Annotated in this window: 18 protein-coding genes and 1 tRNA gene; 4 read left to right on the top strand and 15 right to left on the bottom strand. The window is 69.9% G+C overall.

The genetic code is table 11. The features are described 5' to 3' along the window. Positions 1-184: 184 nt before the first annotated feature. The 3 genes from OXS27_RS04130 to OXS27_RS04120 form a co-directional block, all read right to left on the bottom strand. Positions 185-259 (bottom strand) — tRNA-Gly (locus tag OXS27_RS04130). A 107-nt stretch (positions 260-366) separates the two neighbouring features. Beyond that, complete coding sequence (locus tag OXS27_RS04125; RefSeq protein WP_243924981.1) at positions 367-831, bottom strand: NUDIX domain-containing protein; 465 nt, start codon at positions 829-831, stop codon at positions 367-369. 20 nt (positions 832-851) lie between these two features. Continuing rightward, positions 852-1547, bottom strand: coding sequence for a fumarylacetoacetate hydrolase family protein (locus OXS27_RS04120; RefSeq protein WP_267354389.1), 696 nt, complete (start codon positions 1545-1547; stop codon positions 852-854). A gap of 135 nt (positions 1548-1682) precedes the next feature. Here OXS27_RS04120 and OXS27_RS04115 point away from each other — a divergent pair, with 135 nt between their 5' ends. Next, positions 1683-3146, top strand: coding sequence for an FAD-binding oxidoreductase (locus OXS27_RS04115; protein ID WP_267354388.1), 1464 nt, complete (start codon positions 1683-1685; stop codon positions 3144-3146). 255 nt (positions 3147-3401) lie between these two features. Further along, positions 3402-3695, top strand: coding sequence for a DUF2218 domain-containing protein (locus OXS27_RS04110; protein WP_243924984.1), 294 nt, complete (start codon positions 3402-3404; stop codon positions 3693-3695). A 55-nt stretch (positions 3696-3750) separates the two neighbouring features. Here OXS27_RS04110 and putA read toward each other — a convergent pair whose 3' ends face one another. Beyond that, a complete protein-coding gene (gene putA / locus OXS27_RS04105; protein WP_267354387.1) occupies positions 3751-7416 on the bottom strand; it encodes a trifunctional transcriptional regulator/proline dehydrogenase/L-glutamate gamma-semialdehyde dehydrogenase in 3666 nt (1221 codons plus the stop codon). Positions 7417-7513: 97 nt separating this feature from the next. Beyond that, the gene (locus OXS27_RS04100; RefSeq protein ID WP_267354386.1) at positions 7514-8293 is read right to left on the bottom strand and encodes a hypothetical protein; all 780 of its coding nucleotides are present in this window, start codon (positions 8291-8293) and stop codon (positions 7514-7516) included. 143 nt (positions 8294-8436) lie between these two features. Here OXS27_RS04100 and OXS27_RS04095 point away from each other — a divergent pair, with 143 nt between their 5' ends. Further along, positions 8437-9483, top strand: coding sequence for a saccharopine dehydrogenase NADP-binding domain-containing protein (locus OXS27_RS04095; protein WP_267354385.1), 1047 nt, complete (start codon positions 8437-8439; stop codon positions 9481-9483). A 223-nt stretch (positions 9484-9706) separates the two neighbouring features. On the opposite strand, the gene OXS27_RS04090 is transcribed toward OXS27_RS04095, so the two are convergent. From OXS27_RS04090 to OXS27_RS04075, 4 genes are all read right to left on the bottom strand, one after another. Further along, the gene (locus OXS27_RS04090) at positions 9707-11230 is read right to left on the bottom strand and encodes an altronate dehydratase family protein (protein WP_267354384.1); all 1524 of its coding nucleotides are present in this window, start codon (positions 11228-11230) and stop codon (positions 9707-9709) included. Between the two features lie 29 nt (positions 11231-11259). Continuing rightward, positions 11260-12570 (bottom strand): MFS transporter, encoded by a 1311-nt coding sequence (locus tag OXS27_RS04085; RefSeq protein ID WP_267354383.1) that lies wholly within the window; start codon positions 12568-12570, stop codon positions 11260-11262. A 96-nt stretch (positions 12571-12666) separates the two neighbouring features. Further along, on the bottom strand, positions 12667-13737 hold the full coding sequence (locus OXS27_RS04080) for a malate/lactate/ureidoglycolate dehydrogenase (protein WP_267354382.1): 1071 nt from the start codon (positions 13735-13737) through the stop codon (positions 12667-12669). Positions 13738-13840: 103 nt separating this feature from the next. Next, the gene (locus tag OXS27_RS04075) at positions 13841-14557 is read right to left on the bottom strand and encodes a DUF1194 domain-containing protein (RefSeq protein WP_267354381.1); all 717 of its coding nucleotides are present in this window, start codon (positions 14555-14557) and stop codon (positions 13841-13843) included. Between the two features lie 243 nt (positions 14558-14800). Between OXS27_RS04075 and OXS27_RS04070 the strand changes: the two genes are divergently transcribed. Next, positions 14801-15022, top strand: a complete 222-nt coding sequence (locus OXS27_RS04070; protein WP_267354380.1) for a hypothetical protein — start codon at positions 14801-14803, stop codon at positions 15020-15022. 30 nt (positions 15023-15052) lie between these two features. On the opposite strand, the gene OXS27_RS04065 is transcribed toward OXS27_RS04070, so the two are convergent. The 6 genes from OXS27_RS04065 to OXS27_RS04040 form a co-directional block, all read right to left on the bottom strand. Continuing rightward, positions 15053-15820, bottom strand: coding sequence for a DUF1223 domain-containing protein (locus tag OXS27_RS04065; protein ID WP_267354379.1), 768 nt, complete (start codon positions 15818-15820; stop codon positions 15053-15055). Positions 15821-15827: 7 nt separating this feature from the next. After that, positions 15828-16844, bottom strand: coding sequence for a lipid A biosynthesis lauroyl acyltransferase (locus OXS27_RS04060; protein WP_267354378.1), 1017 nt, complete (start codon positions 16842-16844; stop codon positions 15828-15830). An 83-nt stretch (positions 16845-16927) separates the two neighbouring features. Then, on the bottom strand, positions 16928-17953 hold the full coding sequence (locus OXS27_RS04055) for a zinc-binding dehydrogenase (RefSeq protein WP_267354377.1): 1026 nt from the start codon (positions 17951-17953) through the stop codon (positions 16928-16930). A 53-nt stretch (positions 17954-18006) separates the two neighbouring features. Continuing rightward, entirely contained in the window at positions 18007-18357 is a 351-nt protein-coding gene (locus tag OXS27_RS04050) for a type II toxin-antitoxin system PemK/MazF family toxin (RefSeq protein ID WP_267354376.1), read from the bottom strand. Then, entirely contained in the window at positions 18332-18685 is a 354-nt protein-coding gene (locus OXS27_RS04045; protein WP_267354375.1) for a hypothetical protein, read from the bottom strand. The genes OXS27_RS04050 and OXS27_RS04045 overlap by 26 nt, the downstream gene beginning before the upstream one ends. Positions 18686-18786: 101 nt before the next feature. Next, positions 18787-19074 carry an SH3 domain-containing protein gene (locus OXS27_RS04040; protein WP_267354374.1) on the bottom strand — a complete coding sequence of 96 codons (288 nt, stop codon included), beginning with the start codon at positions 19072-19074 and terminating at the stop codon, positions 18787-18789. Positions 19075-19079: the final 5 nt, after the last annotated feature.

Below are 19079 nucleotides of genomic sequence, written 5' to 3'. Positions count from 1 at the left end.
AGCCTCGGCCGACTGCCGGCCTGAGCGGTCGGGGCTATCGCGCGGCGCAGTCGCGGCCACGTGCCGAACCCGTGCACCACTGCGCGCCGCCTCAAGAGGCGCGTCGGTCACCGCTCCCTGCACGACCAGAAACGACAAAGGCCGCACGGAGGCGGCCTTGTGAACGCACGTATGGTTGGAAAACTGGAGCGGGCGAAGGGATTCGAACCCTCGACCCCAACCTTGGCAAGGTTGTGCTCTACCCCTGAGCTACACCCGCTCACTAGTGCCGGGCCGCCTGGACTTTCGTGCTGGCGGCCCCGACGGCGCTTTCTAAACACCATTCCGACGGGCGACGCAAGCGTCTCTTTGCCCGCTCACGACGATTCACCAATGCGGGTCCGCAGGGAGGTTGCGCCGCACCTCGTCGAGGCGGGCGCGGGTGGCGCGAGTCGTCCCCTCCGGAAGCGCTTCGACCGGGAAGAACGCGCAGGCGGCGATCTCCCGGTCGGGTGCCTTCGGCCGCAGCACCGTGAAGGCCGGCAGGACGAACAGCGCCACGTGATCGCGGGGCGCGGCGGCGACGTTCCGGTACAGGCCGACGAGGCGGGGCGGCGCATCCGGGACGATCTCCGATTCCTCACGGAATTCGCGAATCATCGCCTCGGCCGCACTCTCCCCGCGTTCGACGCCGCCGCCCGGCAGGTGCCATCCGCTGACATAGGTGTGGCGCACCAGGGCCACGCGGCCCTGCGGATCGATGGCGATTCCGCGGACGCCGAGCGTCATGCCCCGCGTGGCGAACGCCCCGAGGTGAAACAGGCGCCGCAGCAGCCAACGATCGAGGAGCATGACGGTCCGCGGCTGCCGGATCAGATGACGTCGAGGGTGATCGCGCCGAGACCGGCGATCGAGGCCACCATACGCTGGCCGCGCTCGACCGGACCGACGCCCGACGGCGTGCCGGTGAAGATCAGGTCCCCCGGCTGCAGCGCGAAGTAACCCGACAGGTAGGCGATCTGCTCGGCCACCGACCAGATCATATCGCCGAGGTCGCCCGTCTGGCGCGTCTGGCCATCCACCGACAGCGTGATCTCACCCCGCGCCGGGTGGCCTATCAGCGAGACCGGGTGCAGGGCGCCGATCGGGCCCGAGCCATCCGCCGCCTTGGCGGTGTCCCAGGGCCGCGACAGCCGCTTGGCCTCGTCCTGAACGTCGCGTCGGGTCATGTCGAGACCGATCGCGTAGCCGTAAACGTGATCGAGGGCGTCCTCGACGGGGAGATCGGTGCCGCCGCCGGCGAGCGCGGCCACCAGTTCGACCTCGAAATGGTAGTTGCTGGTCTTGGACGGATAGGGGTGCGGGGTCGGTTCGGAGCCCAAGATCTGAAGCGCGTCGGCGGGCTTCATGAAGAAGAATGGCGGCTCGCGATCCGGATCGGCCCCCATCTCCCGTGCATGGGCGGCGTAGTTGCGGCCGACGCAGTAGACGCGGCGGACGGGGAACAGATCGCTGCTGCCGACGATCGGGAGCGCGATGCGGGGCGGGTTCTGGATGACGGAGAGCATCTCTGCCTCTGCGGTGGAACGTCCGGGATCGGGCAAACCCTGCCCGCGATCGACGCGACCGTTGTAAGGTGCCTCCCGCCGCGCGCCAGACGGCCGCTTGCCGGTGACGCGCCTTGGTCTAAAAAAATCTTCGCGATGACACCCATGGCGACCAACCCCGATACCCTGCTCGCCGCGCTCCGCGACGGCCTCGGCGCGCGTCACGTGCTGACCGAGCCAGCGGATCTCGCCCCCTACCTGATCGAGACCCGGAAGCTGTTCACCGGCTCGGCCGTGGCGGTGCTGCGGCCGGGCTCCACCGATGAGGTGGCGTTCGCGGTGCGCGCCTGCACGCAGGCCGGCCTGCCGGTGGTCCCGCTCGGCGGTAATACCGGGCTCACCGGGGCAGGCGTCCCGCAGGGCGGGGTGGTCCTGTCGCTGGAGCGGATGACGCGGCTGCGCGCCATCGACCCGGTGGATGCCACCATCACCGTGGAGGCCGGGATGATCCTTCAGGAGGTTCAGGAGGCCGCCGATGCGGCCGGCATGCTATTTCCGCTCTCCTACGCGTCACGGGGCTCAGCCCGGATCGGCGGCGGGATCAGCACCAATGCCGGCGGCATCGCGGTGCTGGCTTACGGGAATGCCCGCGATCTCGTCCTTGGGCTCGAGGTAGTCCTGGCCGACGGGCGGGTGTGGAACGGCCTCCGGGCGCTGCGCAAGGACAATGCCGGCTACGACCTCAAGCAGCTCTTCATCGGCTCTGAGGGGACGCTCGGCATCGTCACCGCGGCCGTGCTGAAGCTGTTCCCGAAGCCGCGCAGCACCAGCGTCGCCTTGGTGGGTTTGAACTCGGCACAGGCGGCCCTCGACCTGTTCGTGGCTCTGCGGACCCGGCTCGACCGGGATCTGACGGCCTTCGAGTACCTGCCGCCCTTCGCGCTGGAGATCGTCCTGCGGCATGTCCCGGGCACGGTCCCGCCGCTGGCCGGCGCGCACGGTGCCTACGCGCTGATCGAGGCCGCCTCGGCCCGGCCGGATGCCGACATGCAGGGTGCGCTGGAAGCCGCCCTGGGGGATGCGCTGGAGGCTGGGACGATCGCCGATGCGGTGGTCGGCGCGAGCGGCGCGCAGAACGACGCCCTCTGGCGGCTGCGCGAGGGAGTTCCCGAGGCCCAGACCCGCGAAGGTGCCTCGATCAAGCACGACGTGTCGGTTCCACTCTCCCGCCTGCCTCAATTCCTCGCGCGGGCCGGCGCGGCCTGCGTCGCCGAAATGCCGGGTCTGCGCCCCTGCGGCTTCGGCCATTTCGGAGACGGCAACATCCACTTCAACCTGTCGCAGCCCCCCGACATGTCGGCGGCGGACTTTCTGGCGCAATGGGGCCGGTTCAACAGGATCGTCCACGACATCGTCCACGATCTTGGCGGCTCCATCGCGGCCGAGCATGGGGTCGGCCTGATCAAGCGCGAGGAACTCGCGCATTACGGCGATCCGGCCGGGCTCGACCTGATGCGGCGGCTCAAGGATGCCCTCGATCCCGGGCACATGCTGAACCCCGGCAAGATCCTGGCGGACGTCGCCCCGGAACGCGCGCGAGCGCCCGGATCCAAGGCGTGAAAAATTGTGCGGCGCGCCATAATTCGGCGCCGAGGCCGGTGCAGGACAGACACGGGCTGCCACCATCCGCGGCGGCCGACTACCGCGTTAAGCGTCTGCTAACGCGGTGGCCAGACCTTCTCAGATGACGGCGCAGGCGTGTCGGTAGTAGCCCGGCATGACAATTGCTCGGGAGCCTTCCTATCTCGCAACTGCGAGATCGAGCGACGAACCGTCAACGACAGGCTGGATCACGTCCTTTTGGAGATCGACGGAATGCCTACCTCACTGGCCCGCGTGCAGACCGCGGAAGCGAGCCGCTACCTTCAGCAGCTCTGCCGGCACTGGAGCCACAAGTTCAAGGTCGAGGCGACCCCGGAGCACGGCACCGTGCCGTTTGGCGAGGATCGCGTCTGCACCTTCGATGCCGAGCCCGACGCGCTGGTGATGCGCATCGACAGCGCGGATCCGGTCAACCTCACCCGGCTGGAGAACGTCGTAGCCGATCACTTGGCCCGCTTCGCCTTCCGCGAGAGCCTCGGCGACATCCGCTGGTCGCGCGCCGCCTGAGGGCGCGGGAGCGGTTCGATCGATCCCAGACGCTTGAGGGCGTGAGCGTGCGCCCTCAGCCGACACGCATCAGGCTGGCATTGCCACCGGCGGCGGCCGTATTGATCGCGGTCGACACTTCCCTGACGAGCCCGGCCACGCCGTAGAGATCCCCGTCCGCCAGCGCGCCCGGGGTACGGGCCTGGATGGACAGGATCGCGCCGTCTCGGGCGGCAACTGCCGCGTTGATGACCAACGCGCCATCGGCGCCGCCCTCGAACAGAACCGCCTGGATATCGCCGGCGGCGTCGAGATCCGGCGCATGCGCGACCCGCGCCGCCACGTCGGACGGCAGGTCCCGCAGGAGGGCCCCGTACCGCTCGCCCAGCACCACGACGGCGTGGTTGCCGCAGGCCAGGATCATCCCGATCTGAATCAGAAGCCCCGGTCCCGTCTCGGCGATCGCAGCGACGCGCCCGCGCGGTCGAAGGGCGTAGAGATTGCGCTCGCCGACCGGTCCCGCCAGCTCGATCTCCCTTTGAGCTGGATAGCATACCGTCGCCAAGCGCTCCGCCACCGGGCCGTACCCCTTCGCGATCAACCAAGCGCGGTAGGCCGGCACCGGGAACGAGGCCGCCGCGAGCCCATCGTACGCCCCCTCGGGCGCTCGCCGGATCAGACGACCGAGGTAGAGCGGGCCGCCCGCCTTCGGGCCCGTGCCCGACAGGCCCGACCCGCCGAAGGGCTGCACGCCGACCACGGCGCCGATGATGTTGCGGTTCACGTACCGATTGCCGGCCCGGACGCGGTCGAGGACCCGGGCGATCGTCTGGTCGATGCGACTGTGCAGACCGAAGGTCAGGCCGTAGCCGGTGGCCCCGATCGCGGCCAGTAGGTCGTCGAGGTCCGCCCGCCTGTAGCGCAGCACGTGCAGCACCGGCCCGAAGACTTCGCGCTCGACATCCGCCACGCGGCCGATCTCGATCAGGGTGGGCGGCACGAAGGTCCCGCCTTCGGTTTCGAGCGGCAGGGCGAGCTGGTCGACGGCGAAACCGCGGGCCCGCATTGCCGCGAGGTGTCGGCCGATCCCCTCGGCCGCTTCGGGGGTGATGACCGGACCGACATCCGTGGACAGGTGGCGCGGATCACCCACCGCCAGCTCGCGCATCGCGCCCTTCAGCATCAGCAGGATACGGTCGGCGATCTCCTCCTGCAGACACAGGATCCGGAGGGCCGAGCAACGCTGGCCCGCAGAATCGAAGGCGGAAGCGATCACGTCCGCGACCACCTGCTCGGCCAGGGCGGAAGAGTCCACCACCATAGCGTTCTGGCCGCCGGTCTCGGCGATGAAGGGCACGGGCTCGCCGTGCCGGTTCAATCGCCCGGCGAGGCAGCGCTGGATCGTCTTGGCGACTGCCGTCGAGCCCGTGAATATCACGCCCCGAACCCGCGCGTCCGCGACCAAAGCGGCGCCGACCGTACCGTCCCCCGGCAGGATCTGCAGCACGTCCTGCGGAATGCCCGCGTCGTGCAGCACCCGCACCGCCTCGGCGGCGGTGAGCGGCGTCTCCTCGGCGGACTTGGCGAGGACCGTGTTGCCCGCCGCCAGGGCGGCCGCCACCTGCCCGACGAAGATCGCCAGCGGGAAATTCCACGGCGCGATGCAGGCCACCGGCCCGAGCGGTTCGTATCTCCACTGGAGCGTCCGTTCGGCCTCGGCCGCGTAGTAGCGCAGAAAGTCCACGGCCTCGCGGATCTCCGCGCCCCCGTTGCCGAAGGATTTGCCCGCCTCCCGCACGATGAGCCCGATGAGCGCCGGCATCCGCGCCTCGAACGCGTCGGCGGCCCGGCGCAGGCTGGCGGCCCGCTCGGCGGCGGACGTCCCCGCCCAGGCCAGCGCGGCGGATTCCGCGCGGGCGAGCGCCCGATCGATGTCCACAGCCGTCGCCGCTCGATAGAAGCCGACGATGTCCCGGTGATCGGCCGGGTTGCGCACGGGGGTTTCAGCCGCGCCGCCCCCCGGCGGCTCGGCTTTCCACGCTGTCCGGCCGCTTGCCGTCAGCGCGTCCGCAAGCTGCCGGAGCGCTGCCTCGTCGGTGAGATCGAGGCCGGCGGCGTTGGCCCGTACGGGTCCGTAGAGATCGCGGGGCCGCGCGATCCGCGCGTGCGGCGTGCCCGGTGCCGGCATGGCCTCAACCAGGGCCGCCGGATCGGCGACCAGGGTGTCGACCGGCACCGACTCATCGGCGACGCGGTTGACGAACGAGGTGTTGGCCCCGTTTTCGAGAAGCCGGCGCACGAGATAGGCCAGCAGCGTCTCGTGCGTCCCCACGGGCGCGTAGATCCGGCAAGGGCGCCGCAGATCCGAGCCCGACACGACGTCTTCGTAGAGCGGCTCGCCCATCCCGTGCAGGCATTGGAACTCGTACTGCCCGAGCCGGAAGTCGGGCCCCGCCATCTCCACGATGGCGGCGAGCGTCTGTGCATTGTGGGTCGCGAATTGCGGGAACACCGCATCGGGCGCATCCAGCAGCCGGCGTGCGCAGGCGAGATACGACACGTCGGTGTGGACCTTGCGGGTGAAGACCGGGAAGTCGGAAAGCCCGTCGACCTGGGCGCGCTTGATCTCGCTGTCCCAGTAGGCGCCCTTGACCAGCCGCACCATCAGACGCCGCCGGCTGCGCCGGGCGAGATCGATCAGAACATCGATCACGAAGGGGCAGCGCTTGCCGTAGGCCTGGACCACGAAGCCGAGGCCGTCCCAGCCGGCAAGCTCCGGATCCAGGGCAAGCCGTTCCAGGATGTCCAGCGACAGGTCGAGCCGGTCGGCCTCCTCGGCGTCGATGTTGAGGCCGATGTCGAAGCCCTTGGCGAGGCGCGCCAGGCCCTGGACGCGCGGCACCAGCTCGGTCAGGACGCGCTCGCGCTGCGAACGGACATAGCGCGGATGGAGCGCCGACAGCTTGATCGAGATCCCCGGCCCGCGCAGCACGCCGCGCCCATCGGAGGCCGCGCCGATCGCCCGGATCGCGTCGTCGTAGGCGCCGAGATACCGCGCCGCATCCCCGGCGGTGACGGCGGCCTCGCCCAGCATGTCGTACGAGTAGGTGAAGCCCTTCGTTTCCATCGTGGTGGCGTTGCGCAGGGCCTCGGCGATCGACCGGCCGGTGACGAACTGCTCGCCCATCAACCGCACCGCGAGATCGACGCCTCCGCGGATCAGCGGCTCGCCGCCGCGGGCGATCAGGCGGGTCAGCGCGGCGGACAGCCCGGCCTCGTCCCGGGTGGCGACCAGCCGACCGGTGACCAGCAAGCCCCAGGTCGCCGCGTTGACGAAAGGCGACGGGCTGTGGCCGAGATGGGCCGCCCAATCGCCCGGCGCGATCTTGTCACGGATCAACGCGTCGCGGGTCGCGGCATCGGGGATGCGCAGCAGCGCCTCGGCGAGGCACATCAGCGCGACACCCTCCTCGCTCGACAGGGCATATTCGTGGATCAGGCCCTCAACCCCTCCGCGGCGACGGTGGCGGCGCAGGGATTCGACAAGCCGGCGCGCCAGGGCGGCCACACGAGCGGCTGCGTCGGCGGGGAGGCGCGCCTGTTCGAGGAGCGGCGCGACGCAGTCCGGCTCCGGGCGCCGGCAGGCCGCAACCACGGCCTGCCGCAAGGGCGACAGGCCGGGCAGGTCGGCGAAGGCACCGAACGGTTCGGTTGCGCCGTCGACGATAGGGGACGCGACCATGGATCATACCCCGACTGCAGCGGCTCGACCGCCCGAGGGACAGGCTACGCCGATCCCATCCGCCGTTTAAGCCCCGGCCAGTTCCGCCGATCAGCCGTCACGGCGCGGCATGGGCGGCCTCGATCGCGTCCGTGAGGACAGGCTGGGCGCCCTCGCGACGCAGAACCGCGTTCGGGATGACGACCGTATCGGCGCAGGCTTGCGCGTAGTGGGGCAGATCATACTGGACGGCGAGGCCGCCGGCCTTGGCATCAGGCCACGCCATCATGGCCGGCGGATCGCCCATAGAGGTGTCCTGCACCACTGTTCGGCACGCGTCGTCGTCGCCGTCACGCTTCGCGGCGCCCGTCTTCGGACGGTAGCGTTCGAGATAGAGGGCGTGCAGCCGCTTGGAGGCGAGCGTGACCATCTTGGTCCCGTCCATGCCTTCGACGAGGGCGACTTTGCCGGTCAGCGCCGGCGGAAGCAGCTTCGTCCAGTCGACCGGCGCGCCGGTCGTCAGGTCGTAGATGATCGCCATGAGTCCGGTGCTCGGATGCGCACCACCGCAGAACATGTCGTCGCTAATCTCGACGCTCAGGAAGCGCGGGCCACGCATCGGCGTGCGGATCGTCCGCGTCCAGGAGCTGTTCGCGCCACCATCGGCCTGACAGGACCGGGCCGCCTTGCGGACATTCCCGTCGAGGCGCTTCAGCGCGGCGTTGATTCGGCGCTCCGCGTCGTCGGCAGGCGCCGCGATCTGCGGCATGGCGGCGAGACCTGGCTTCAGCTCCGGTTGGGCCGCCACAGTGACCAGCCGATCGGCCGCCCATGTCGGGTTGGCCACAAGGGCCAGAAGGGTGGCAGCACCAAGCTTGAGGCGAAGGATCTGGTTCATCGTCGCGTCGCTCCCGGGCGAATCGAGGCTTGTCCGGTCGCATTGGCTCCACCGCCGCGTCCCGGGCCAAGCGTCGGTGCTGCAAATCCAGGCCGCACGCGGCGCGCTTTCACACGCGCGGGCACGGTGGCAGAAGCCAGACCATGGGTACGATCCTCATCTACGGCGCCACCGGCTACACCGGCACGCTGCTCGCCGAACACGCGCTCGCGCGGGGCCTGCGGCCGATCCTGGCGGGGCGCGATCCAGACAAGCTGCGTCCGCTCGCCCGGCGGCTCGCCCTCGAATCGCGCGCCGCGCGCCTCGACGAGCCGGAGCGCCTTCGGGCGGCGCTTAACGGAGTCGCGGCGGCGATCCACGCTGCCGGCCCCTTCTCGAAGACGGCGGGGCCGATGGCCGAGGCCTGCCTCGCCACGGGCGTGCACTATGTCGACATCACCGGCGAAATCTCGGTGCTGGAGGCGCTCGCGGCGCGGGACGCGGAGGCGAGGGCAGCCGGCATCGTGCTGTTGCCGGCCGCGGGGTTCGATGTCGTGCCGAGCGACTGCTTGGCGGCCCACGTGGCACGGCGTCTTCCCGGTGCGACGCACCTGCGGATCTCGATCGGCGGCTTCGGCGGGTTCAGCCAGGGCACCGCCCGGACCATGGTCGAGGGTATCGCCTGGGGTACGCGGGTGCGCCGGGACGGCCGCATCGTCGAGTTGCCGAGCCCGCCCCGAAGCAGCGCCGATTTCGGCCGCGGCCCGCGTCGGACCGTGGGGCTCGGCTGGGGCGACGTGTCGAGTGCGTGGTACTCGACACGCGTCCCCAATATCGACGTGTATTTCGAGGCCTTCCCCGCCATGGCGGCCGCCGCCGGCCTGCCGGCCGGTATCCGGCGGATCATTGCCGGAGAGACAGTGCAGCGGCTGATCAACCGCGGCATCGACCGGCTGCCCGCCGGGCCCTCCGAGACCGCGCGGAAGGCGGCGCGCAGCACCTTCCTGGCGGAGGCGTGGGACGGCGCCGGGCGAAGGGTGGCGAGCCGGATGGAGACGCCGGAGGGCTACACGCTGACGGCCGCGACGGCCCTGGAGGTCGCCCGCCGCCTCGCCTCGGGCGCGGTGCCGGCTGGCTTCCATACACCGGTGACGGCCTTCGGACCGGATTTCATCCTCGATTTCCTGGACGTGGTGCGGACGGACCTCTGATCCTCCAAGGAACACGACACAAGACCGGGAAACCCTGGGATGGGTTGTCGAATCCACACCCTCATCGTGAGGTGCCGGAGCGCAGCGGAGGCCTCGAAGGAGGCCTCCAGAGATCGCGCGTGTTGTGGAGCCCTCCTTCGAGGCCCGCTGACGCTGGCACCTCAGGATGAGGTGATTGGGTGGGATCGACCCGGCTTGGCGCTGTCGTAGACCGTGCTACTCCTCACACCGTGGCGCCGATCTGCCAGGGCGCGAATTCCGACGCTCCGAAATCGAACTGCTCACTCTTCGTCCGCTCGCCGCCCGCGACCTTGAGGATCAGCTCAAAAATCCGCCGTCCGGCCTGTTCGACACTCTCCTCCCCGTCGAGGATCGTGCCGCAATTGACGTCCATGTCCTCCTCGAGCCGCCGGTACATGGCCGAGTTGGTGGCGATCTTGATCGACGGGGTCGGCTTGCAGCCGAACACGCTGCCCCGGCCCGTGGTGAAGCACACGAGATTCGCCCCGCCCGCCACCTGCCCGGTCGCCGAGACCGGGTCGTAGCCCGGCGTGTCCATGAACACGAACCCCTTGGCGGTGACCGGATCGGCGTAGCGCAGCACGTCCACGAGGTTGGTGCTCCCGGCCTTGGCCATGGCGCCGAGGGACTTCTCAAGGATCGTAGTCAGTCCGCCGGCCTTGTTGCCGGGCGACGGGTTGGCGTCGATCTCCGAGCCCTCCTTGCGGGTGTATTCCTCCCACCAGCGCATCAGGTCCACCAGCTTCTGGCCAACCTCCGGGCTGACGGCGCGGCGGGTGAACAGGTGCTCGGCCCCGTAGGTCTCGGTCGTCTCCGACAGGATCACCGTGCCGCCGTTCTGCACCACGAGGTCGCTGGCGATCCCGAGCGCCGGATTGGCCGAGACGCCGGAATAGCCGTCCGACCCGCCGCATTGCAGGGCGACGATCAGCTCGCTCGCCGGCACCGGCTCGCGGTGGACGACGTTGGCCTCGTCAAGAATCCCCTTCACGAAGTCGATGCCGGCCTCAACGGTCTTGCGGGTGCCGCCGAGGCTCTGGATGTTCATGCTGCGAGTCCGGTCGCCCAGCCCTTGCTCCTCCAGGAAAGCGCCGATCTGGTTCACCTCGCAGCCGAGCCCAATCATCACGATGTGCGAGAAATTGACGTGCCGTGCATAACCCGCGAGCGTCCGGCGCAGGAGCCGCAGCGGCTCGCCCATCGCCATGCCGCAGCCGGTCTTGTGGGTCAGCGCCACCACGCCGTCGACGTTCGGGTAGGCAGCCAGCGGGTCGAGCCCCAGGATCGGGTGGCGCCGGAACGCGTCGGCGATCAGATCGGCGACGTGGGCGCTGCAATTCACCGAGGTGAGGATGCCGACATAGTTGCGGGTCGCGATCCGCCCGTCCGGACGGCGGATGCCCTGGAAAGTTACGGGCGGCGTGACGAGCCGGGTCGGCTTCGTATCGACCCCGAACGCATAGTCGCGGGCGAACGCGCCCATCCCGAGATTGTGGACGTGGACGTGCCGCCCGGCCGCGATCTCCTCCTTGGCGAAGCCGATGATCTGGCCGTACTTCGTCACCGCTTCGCCGCTCCGGTGCGGGCGCACCGCGACCTTGTGGCCGGCCGGGATCCGCTCGGCGGCGGTGACACCCTCGGTGACCGGTGTGCCGGGTTCGATGGCGCCGCGGGCCACGACGACGCCGTCGTCCGGGCGCAGGGTGATGACGGGATAGGCAGGCATGGCTGTCTCCTGACGATGCGTCGCGTCGCTCATCGGGCCGCCTCCGGCCGGAGAGCCGGGGCGCGGGCCTCGCGCACCGGCAGCGGTGCGATCTCGCCGACCACGAACAGGTAGATGAAGGCGCCGAGCAGGCAGAACCCGCCGGCCACGATCAACGGTATGACGAACGAGCCCTGCGTGACGGTCAGCATCACGCCGGTGAAGGTCGTGGTCACGATGCCGGCGACGTTCGAGGCGAAGTTCTGGATACCGCCGATCGAGGCCACGTGCGCCGGCGTCGGCGCCACGTCGCCGGGCAGCGCCCAGATCGAGGCCGCCGTGAAGGCGAGGCTGCCATAGGCCACCGCGAAGCACAGCAACGCCACGTAGACGTTGGGCGCGATGATCGAGAGCGTGATCACCGAGGACGTCAGCATGCCGCCGACAAGGCAGGTCTTGCGCGCGGCCGTCAGGCTCCAGCCCCGGCGGTACAGCGCGTCGGAGGCGAAACCGCCGAGCCAGCCTGCCGGGATCGAGGCGAGCGCGGGCAGGCTGCCCAGCGTGCCGAGTTCGGCGAGCGAGAAGCCGCGAGCCTTCACGAGGTAGGTCGGGAACCACGTGATGAAAAAGTAGATCACGAAGTTCAGGCAGAAGAAGCCGGCCATCATCCCCCAGACCGTGCGGTAGCGGAACAGGGACAGCCACGGCACCTGTTCTTGCGCCTCCGCAGCATCCACGGATTTCGGCCGGTCCTGTGCGGCCCGTAGGCGGGCGAGTTCCTCCGGGGACACGGCGGGGTGGTTCTCGGGCTCGCGATAGAGCCACATCCAGAACACCGCCCAGACGAAGCCGAGCACGCCGGTGACGATGAAGGATTCGCGCCAGCCGAGCGTCGCGATCACCCAGGAGACCAGCGGGATCGCGAGCGCCGAGCCCACCCGCGAGCCGCTGTCGAAGATGCTGCTGGCAAAGCTCCGCTCGCCGCGGGGGAACCACGAGGCCGTGACCTTGGCGAAGGACGGATACGCCCCCGCCTCGCCGATGCCGAGCAGCATGCGCAGGCCGAGCAGGGACAGGAAGCCTCGGCCCGCCGCGGTCAGCGCCGTGCAGGCCGACCACCAGACCACCGCCACGACCAGCGAGAGCCGCGCCCCGACCCGGTCGGCGACGTAGCCGAACGGCAATTGCATGATCGCGTAGGTCCAGAAGAAGCCCGACAGGATCAGGCCCATGTCGGTGGCGTTGAGCCCCAATTCCTTCGACATGGAGGGGGCGGCGACCGCCAGATTGGCGCGATCGATGTAGTTGATCGCGTTGGCGGCCATGCAGAGGCCGATCATGAGCCAGCGCAGACGAGGCATCGTGTTCCTCCCGAAACGCGGGGATGGCGTCCCCGTTTGGCACGGCGCTCCCGTTGTGGCCGGGGGTCGCCGCAGAGAACGTCGCCGGTCGCCCGATCAGGCGCAGTAGGCATCTCCGTCGAGCCCGTGCGGCCGGCCGGCGGCCAGGAGCGTTTCCCAGACCGGCTCGGGGAGCGGCACGCCCTCCGCGAGGCGCTGGGCCCGCATCCGGCGTTCCGGCTCGCCGGGCAGCAACACCTCGGCGCCGGGCATCGGGCGCGCGCTCTTGAAGAAATCGAGATAGGTCCGCGCCTCGGTGGCCAGCACATCCTCGGTCCCGAGGGCCGCCGGCGTCACGTAGATCGACAGCATGCCGTTGCAGATCCGGCGCTTGCCCGGCCCGGCCGTACCGGACCCGGTAAGCGCGCCGGCCAGCAGCTCGCACATCAGCGCCAGCCCCGAGCCCTTGTGCTCGCCGAAAGCCCGGATCGCGCCGGCGCCGCGCTGGTTGTCGCGCTCGTCATCGTCGAGGGGGCCGAACAGGGTCGCCGGATCCGTGCTGAGGCGACCGTCGGGCTCGATCAGCGCGCCCTCCGGCAGCGCCTTGCCACCCCGGGAGGCGACCAGCACCTTGCCCTCGGCCACCAACGAGGTGGCAAAGTCGAGGATGATCGGATCGGCATCCGGCACCGGGAAACCGGCGGAGAACGGCGCGGTGGAGAATCGCCGCTCGACGGAGCCGAACGGCGCCACCAGCAGGCTGCCCGCCACATTGACGAAATGGACCGAGACCAGCCCGGCAGCGGCGGCGCGCTCGGACCATTCGCCGATCCGGCCGATATGCCCGGAATGCCGGAGGGCGATAATCGCGACGCCGGTCGCCCGCGCCTTGGCGATCCCGAGATCGACCGCGAAAGGTCCGGCGGTCTGTCCGAACCCGTAGAGCGCGTCCACCAGGGCGAAGCTCGGCGCGTCGGTGACGATCTCGGGCGTCCGGCCCGCTTCGACCTCGCCGGTGCGCAACCACTCGACGTAGCGGGGCACCCGAACGACGCCGTGGCTGTCGTGGCCGGTCAGGTTGGCCGCTACCAGGAAGCGGCCGATCCGCTCGGCCTCCGCCTCCGCACAGCCCTCGCGCACGAAGATGTCCCGCACATAGGCAGATAGCCCGTCAGCCGAGATCCGCATTCCGGCTCCTCCCTGGCCGCGCCTCACCGGGCACGTGCGGGATGAAGCTAGCGCCCACGAACGTGCTGTGCGAGCCGTTCGGGTGACGCCTTCACCGGCAGCGTCACGAAATCTCGCGGATCAATTTGGCGATGATGGCGCGTCCGAACGCCGCGAAGCTCTGGGCGCTCATCACGAACGCGCCCTCGCCGCCGATGACGTGATCCCGGTAATAGGCCGCGAGGCCCCCGGGCGGGTTCGTGTGCTCCCTCAAAAAGTTCGGCATGCCGTCCGGGTCGGTGAGGACGACGATGCCGTTCACCGTGATGCCGGCCGAGATGGCGGCGTCCCGCGCGTCCGAGATCGGGCGACCGGCATTGCCGGTCCCATCGCCCGAGATGTCGATCACCTTCCGCTCGGTCCGGAACGGTGCCCGCGCCAGGAGATCGGCCGCGAAGCCGAGGGCGGAGCCGATCGCGGTCCGGCCGTAGAACGGGCGCATCGCCGCGTCGAGCCGGGCTGCTAACAGCGCCGCATCCTGCGCCGACGCGATGATCATCCAGTCGACCGCGACGCGCTGCTCGCCGGGCCCGGCCCAGTCGAACAGCGCGACGCCGATGCGCCCGGCCGGCCCGTCACCGATGGCGCGCAGGACCCTGGCGTCGGCGAAAGCCTCGGCATAGCCGCGCCGTTCGAGATCGAAGCGTGCCTCGCTGATGCTGAGCGACACGTCCACGGCGAGCACCAAGAGCACATCCACCTCCGGGTCGGCCGCCTCGGCGCGGCGTCCCGCGAGCGACAGAGCCGCGAGCAAGCCGGATAGGAGGTGGCGTCGCCGCATGGTCGACACTCGATCGGGAAGGCGACGCGGAAGCGCCGCCGTATCGGGGGCAACGGGCTCGCTGCCCCCGCGGTTCGCGACACCCAAACTCAGCCGTGACCGCCGTTGGGCCGCGTTTCGATTTGGTTCCGCACGCCCTCGTCGAAGCAGCGCCGCTTTTGGTCTCATCGCGCCGGCCTTCGACGACGCTATTTCGCATGGGCGAAGGCGCTTCCCGCGCCGCAAACATCGAGACTGCCGTCCATGCATCGTGTTCGCCGGATCGTACGCGCCATCGAGAGCCTCATCGTCGCTGCCGTGATCGGTACCGTCGCGCGGGTGAGCCGTATCATCGATGGAACGATCGGCCTGGTCGGCCGCCTGTCCGACCGGTGCGATGCGAAACTCGCCGAACTGGCGCACGCGTCGAAGACGCGGCACCGGCGCGAGGGGCGCCGTCAGATCGATCCGATCAGTCTCGACTAGGGCGCCCCGGGGCACGAAAAACCCGGCGGTTCAGAGCCCTGGTCCCTTCGCGGCTCCCAGAATGCGGCCGGGCTTGGTGTCCGCGCCGCCCTGAAGCAGCACGACCCAGCTGTCCGCATCGGCGATCTCGGCCTGCGTGCCGGGCACGTCGAGGGTGAGCGGCTGCCCGCCCCAATGGCCGAGGTGCTGGAGGCCCCGAACCACGTTGACGTAGGTTGCGGTCCGTCCGCCATTCTCGCCGGACTGGATCGCGACCGCCCGGCGGCGCAACACGGGAACCAGCCAGACCTCGCCGTGCGACTCCGCTTTGGCGTCAGGCGCGGATCCGATCTCGACCCAAATTCGGTCCCCACGCGCCTCGCCGCGGACAGCGATCGGCAATCCGCCATGCTGGACCCCGTCCCGCATCAGCCGGTCGAGGGCGACCCTGTCCGAACCCACGGCCACGCCACCGCCATCGACCACCGCCTGCGGCGTAAAGACCTGTCGGCCCCCGCGGCCCCGGGCATACGCGCGCTGGCGCTCGGTCAGCGGCCGCGACGCCAATGTGTCCTTCCAGCCGAGATAATCCCAGTAGGTCACCGGCAGGGTCAGGGCGATCACCCCAGGCTGCCGCGACAGGTCGCGCAGGATCGGCTCGGCCGTGCGGCAGGCACCGCATCCCTGACTGGTGAACAGCTCCACCACCGCGCGGACCGGCTCGGCCCGTGCCGCGGAGGCACACACGGCGGCCGCGAGCAGGACCGCGGCGCCGAGCGCGCTGCGGTCGCGGATCCAGGCATGGTGCCAAGACGTCATGGCGCTATCAGAGCGTCTGGTCCGCCGCCTGGGAAATCACGTTGGCTTGAGACGGTTGTACCGGTACTGCGGCCGATGGCGGCATGGCCCGCGCCTTGGGCAGCATGTCCGGCCGCCATCGACGGTGCATCCACAGCCACTGCCCGGGATTCTCGCGCACCCATGATTCGACCACGGCGGTCATTGCCTGCATGGCGCCGGGCACGTCGATGGTCCCGTCCGCGGCCCGCGGCAGATCGAGTGGCGGCGTCAGTTCGAGCCTGAAACAACCTTTCGGCAGCCGGACGACCCGGACACCGTGGACCGGGCACTCGTAGTGCCGGACGAGCTTGGCGAGCAGCGGATTGGCAAGGCAGGGCCGCCCGAGGAACTGCACCACGACGCCGCGGGTGAAGTGCTGATCGATCAGCTGGCCGAGATGACCGCCCTGCTCCACGACATCGCGCATGGCGAAGACGGCGCCCGGCTTCGAGGCTGCCAGCCCGCCCATGGACCTGCGGCGGACCTCCTGCACGAGACGCGCGGCCGCCGGATTGTTGGGCGGCCGGAACACAGCCGTCGCGTCCAGGCCGAACCGTGCAGCGGCGATCGCCGGCAATTCCCAGTTGGCGAGATGCGCGGAAAAGATCAGGCCCGGCTCGCCGTCGTCGCGCAGGGCGGCGAAGTGCTCGATCCCGGCAACCTCGGTCCGCAACGGGCGCGCTGCCGCCGGATCGTAGTCGAACAGGCTGTCGAGATGGGCGTACTCGGCTCCGACACGGCCGAGATTGTCCCAGGCCTCGCGTGCGATGCGTCGCCGCCCGGCCTCCGGCATCTCCGGGAAGGCTGCCCGCAGGTTCGCCAGCGCGGTGCGATGGGCCGGCAGGAGCGGCCCGATCCGGCGGAGCAGGCCGGCGCCCAAGGCGGTCGAGCGCTTTGGCCCCAGGAGGCGCGCCAGCAAGACCAAAGCACGGATCAGGGGGATCATGGCGTAGCCCGCAAGGCGCGGCCAGGACCGTTTCAGAACGAGGGCGAGACGCAGCACAGTTACTTCCCAGGCAGATCCGGGCCGCCCCCACGCACCCTTACGGCCCCGTTTACGCCATGTCCGGCGCAGCGCGAAGCCCGCTACAGACCGACGAGGATCTTGCCGAACACCTTCCGCGATTCCAGGCGTTCCAGCCCCTGCGCGAAGTCGGCGAGGGGGTAAACGGTGTCGACGACGGGCCGGATGCCGGCGGCCATCTTGTCGAGGGCCTGGCGGATATTGGCGAGCGAGCAGCCGAACGAACCGGTGATGCGGTATTGCTGCTGGAACAGCTGCATCAGGTTCATGGTCGCCGAGACGCCGGAGGTCGAGCCGCAGGTGACCAGGCGCCCGCCGCGCTTCAGGCAGAGCAGCGAGCCGTTCCACGTATCGGCGCCGACATGCTCGAACACCACATCGACGCCCTTGCGCTTGGTCAGGCGCCGGACCTCGCCCTCGAACCGCTCGGTCCGGTAGTTGATGACGTGGTCGGCGCCCAATTCCGCGGCCCGGCGGCCCTTCTCGTCGTCGCCGACCGTCGTGTAGACCGTGCAGCCGATCGCCTTGGCCATGCGGATCGCCGCGGTACCGATCCCCGAGCCGCCGGCATGGACGAGCACGCTCTCGCCGGGCACCAGACGGGCGTTGTCGAACAGCATGTGCTGGACGGTGCCGAACGCGATGCCCGCGCAGGCGGCATCGGTGTCGCTCACCCCATCCGGCACCTTTACGACGAGGCGCCCCGGCAGGGTCACCAGTTCCCGGGCGAAGCCGTCGAGATGGAAGCCCATCACACCGGAGACGTCCTCGCAGAGGTTGTCGCGCCCCTCGCGGCAGGCCCGGCACTGGCCACAGGTCATGGCGCCGTAGGGCACGACCCGATCACCGGGCGCGAGACCCGCAACGCCCTCCCCCACCGACTCGATCGCGCCCGCGGCTTCCGCCCCGACCACGAGGGGCAGCTTGCGCTTGACGAAGGCCATGCCGCGAAAGCCCCAGACGTCGATGAAGTTGAGCCCGACCGCGCGGATGCGGATCCGCACCTCGCCCGGACCGGGGGCCGGCGCGGCCTCGATCTCGGTCAGGCGTAGGTCACGGTCGCCGAAGAGCTGGAGTGCTTGTACCATCAGGTCTTTCCGTCACCGGCGCACCACCGATCTCGGCGGCGTCGCGATCAGCATCAGGCGTGCAGGATCGCTTTGAAATGGGTTGCAAGTTGCGCGCGGTCCGCCTCAGCGAGGCGTCCGATCCGGCGGCCGATCTGTGTGTGCGGCAGCGTGAAAAGCTTGCAGCGGACCACCGAAGGATGCTTCAGGCCGGCCGCCGTCAGATCGATGATCGAATGGTCGCTCGGCCAGTGGCTACCGGCGCCCGTCGTGATCATCGCGGTCACGACATGCCCGTTCGCGGTGTTGAAAGCGCCGTTCGAGAGGACCATCACCGGCCGCGGTTTGCGGACCGGAACGTCGATGAAGGGGAAAAGCGCCGTGAGAACGTCATAGCGTTCAAAGGCCGTCATAGGCTGCGGCATCGTCCGGGCTGTTCCATTCCGTCAGCGTCGCGCTCAGAGACAGTAGATACGGATCAGGCATCGGCCGCTCTGGCTCTACGGTGATCATCGAACCGCGGCGGGTCTGCAAGTCACGCCAGATCTCTGCATCAGCTGGCTCCGGCCGGACGCCATCGGTCGGGTGTCCGGTCTCAGTGTCGACGATCTTGCGGAAGCGCAGGGGCTTGCCCTCGACCCGGAGAACGATGAGTTGGTCCGGCCGCAACGTACGGATCGCCTGCGCGAGATCAGGGTCGCTCTCGACATGCTGCGCCCGAAGGACGTCGTCGCGCAGGATCAGGGTCGCCATCGTTCCACCTCTCATCGAGAGCTACGCGCCGGCCCGTCGCAGATCAACATGGCCTCGCGCATCGGAGCATACAGCGGCGCCAGCGAGCTCGCGCAAACGACCTATCCCGGCGCCAGATACCGCCGCCGCGCCCAGCCCAGGGTTCGCCCGGCCTTGACGCGGCACCATGTCGTGCGGCTCGGCGTGTCGTTGGTGCAGCCGAAGACCAGGGCGCGGACGCGGATCTCGCCGATCTGCTCGGCGGCGGCATCGGGCTCCACGCGAATGCTCAGGGCCTCGCCGGGCGCCAAGCCCGTGACCCGGTAGACTTCGGGCTCGGCCCGGGCTGGCCCGGCGGCGAGCGGCACCGCGAGGCAGACGACCACGGCAAGGGCAGAGCTGGCGCGCATCGGCG

Origin of the sequence: Methylobacterium sp. GC_Met_3, from assembly GCF_026540775.1 — a bacterium.
In the GTDB taxonomy this organism is placed as follows: Bacteria; Pseudomonadota; Alphaproteobacteria; order Rhizobiales; family Beijerinckiaceae; genus Methylobacterium.
This window is presented reverse-complemented; position numbering and strand designations above follow the sequence as displayed.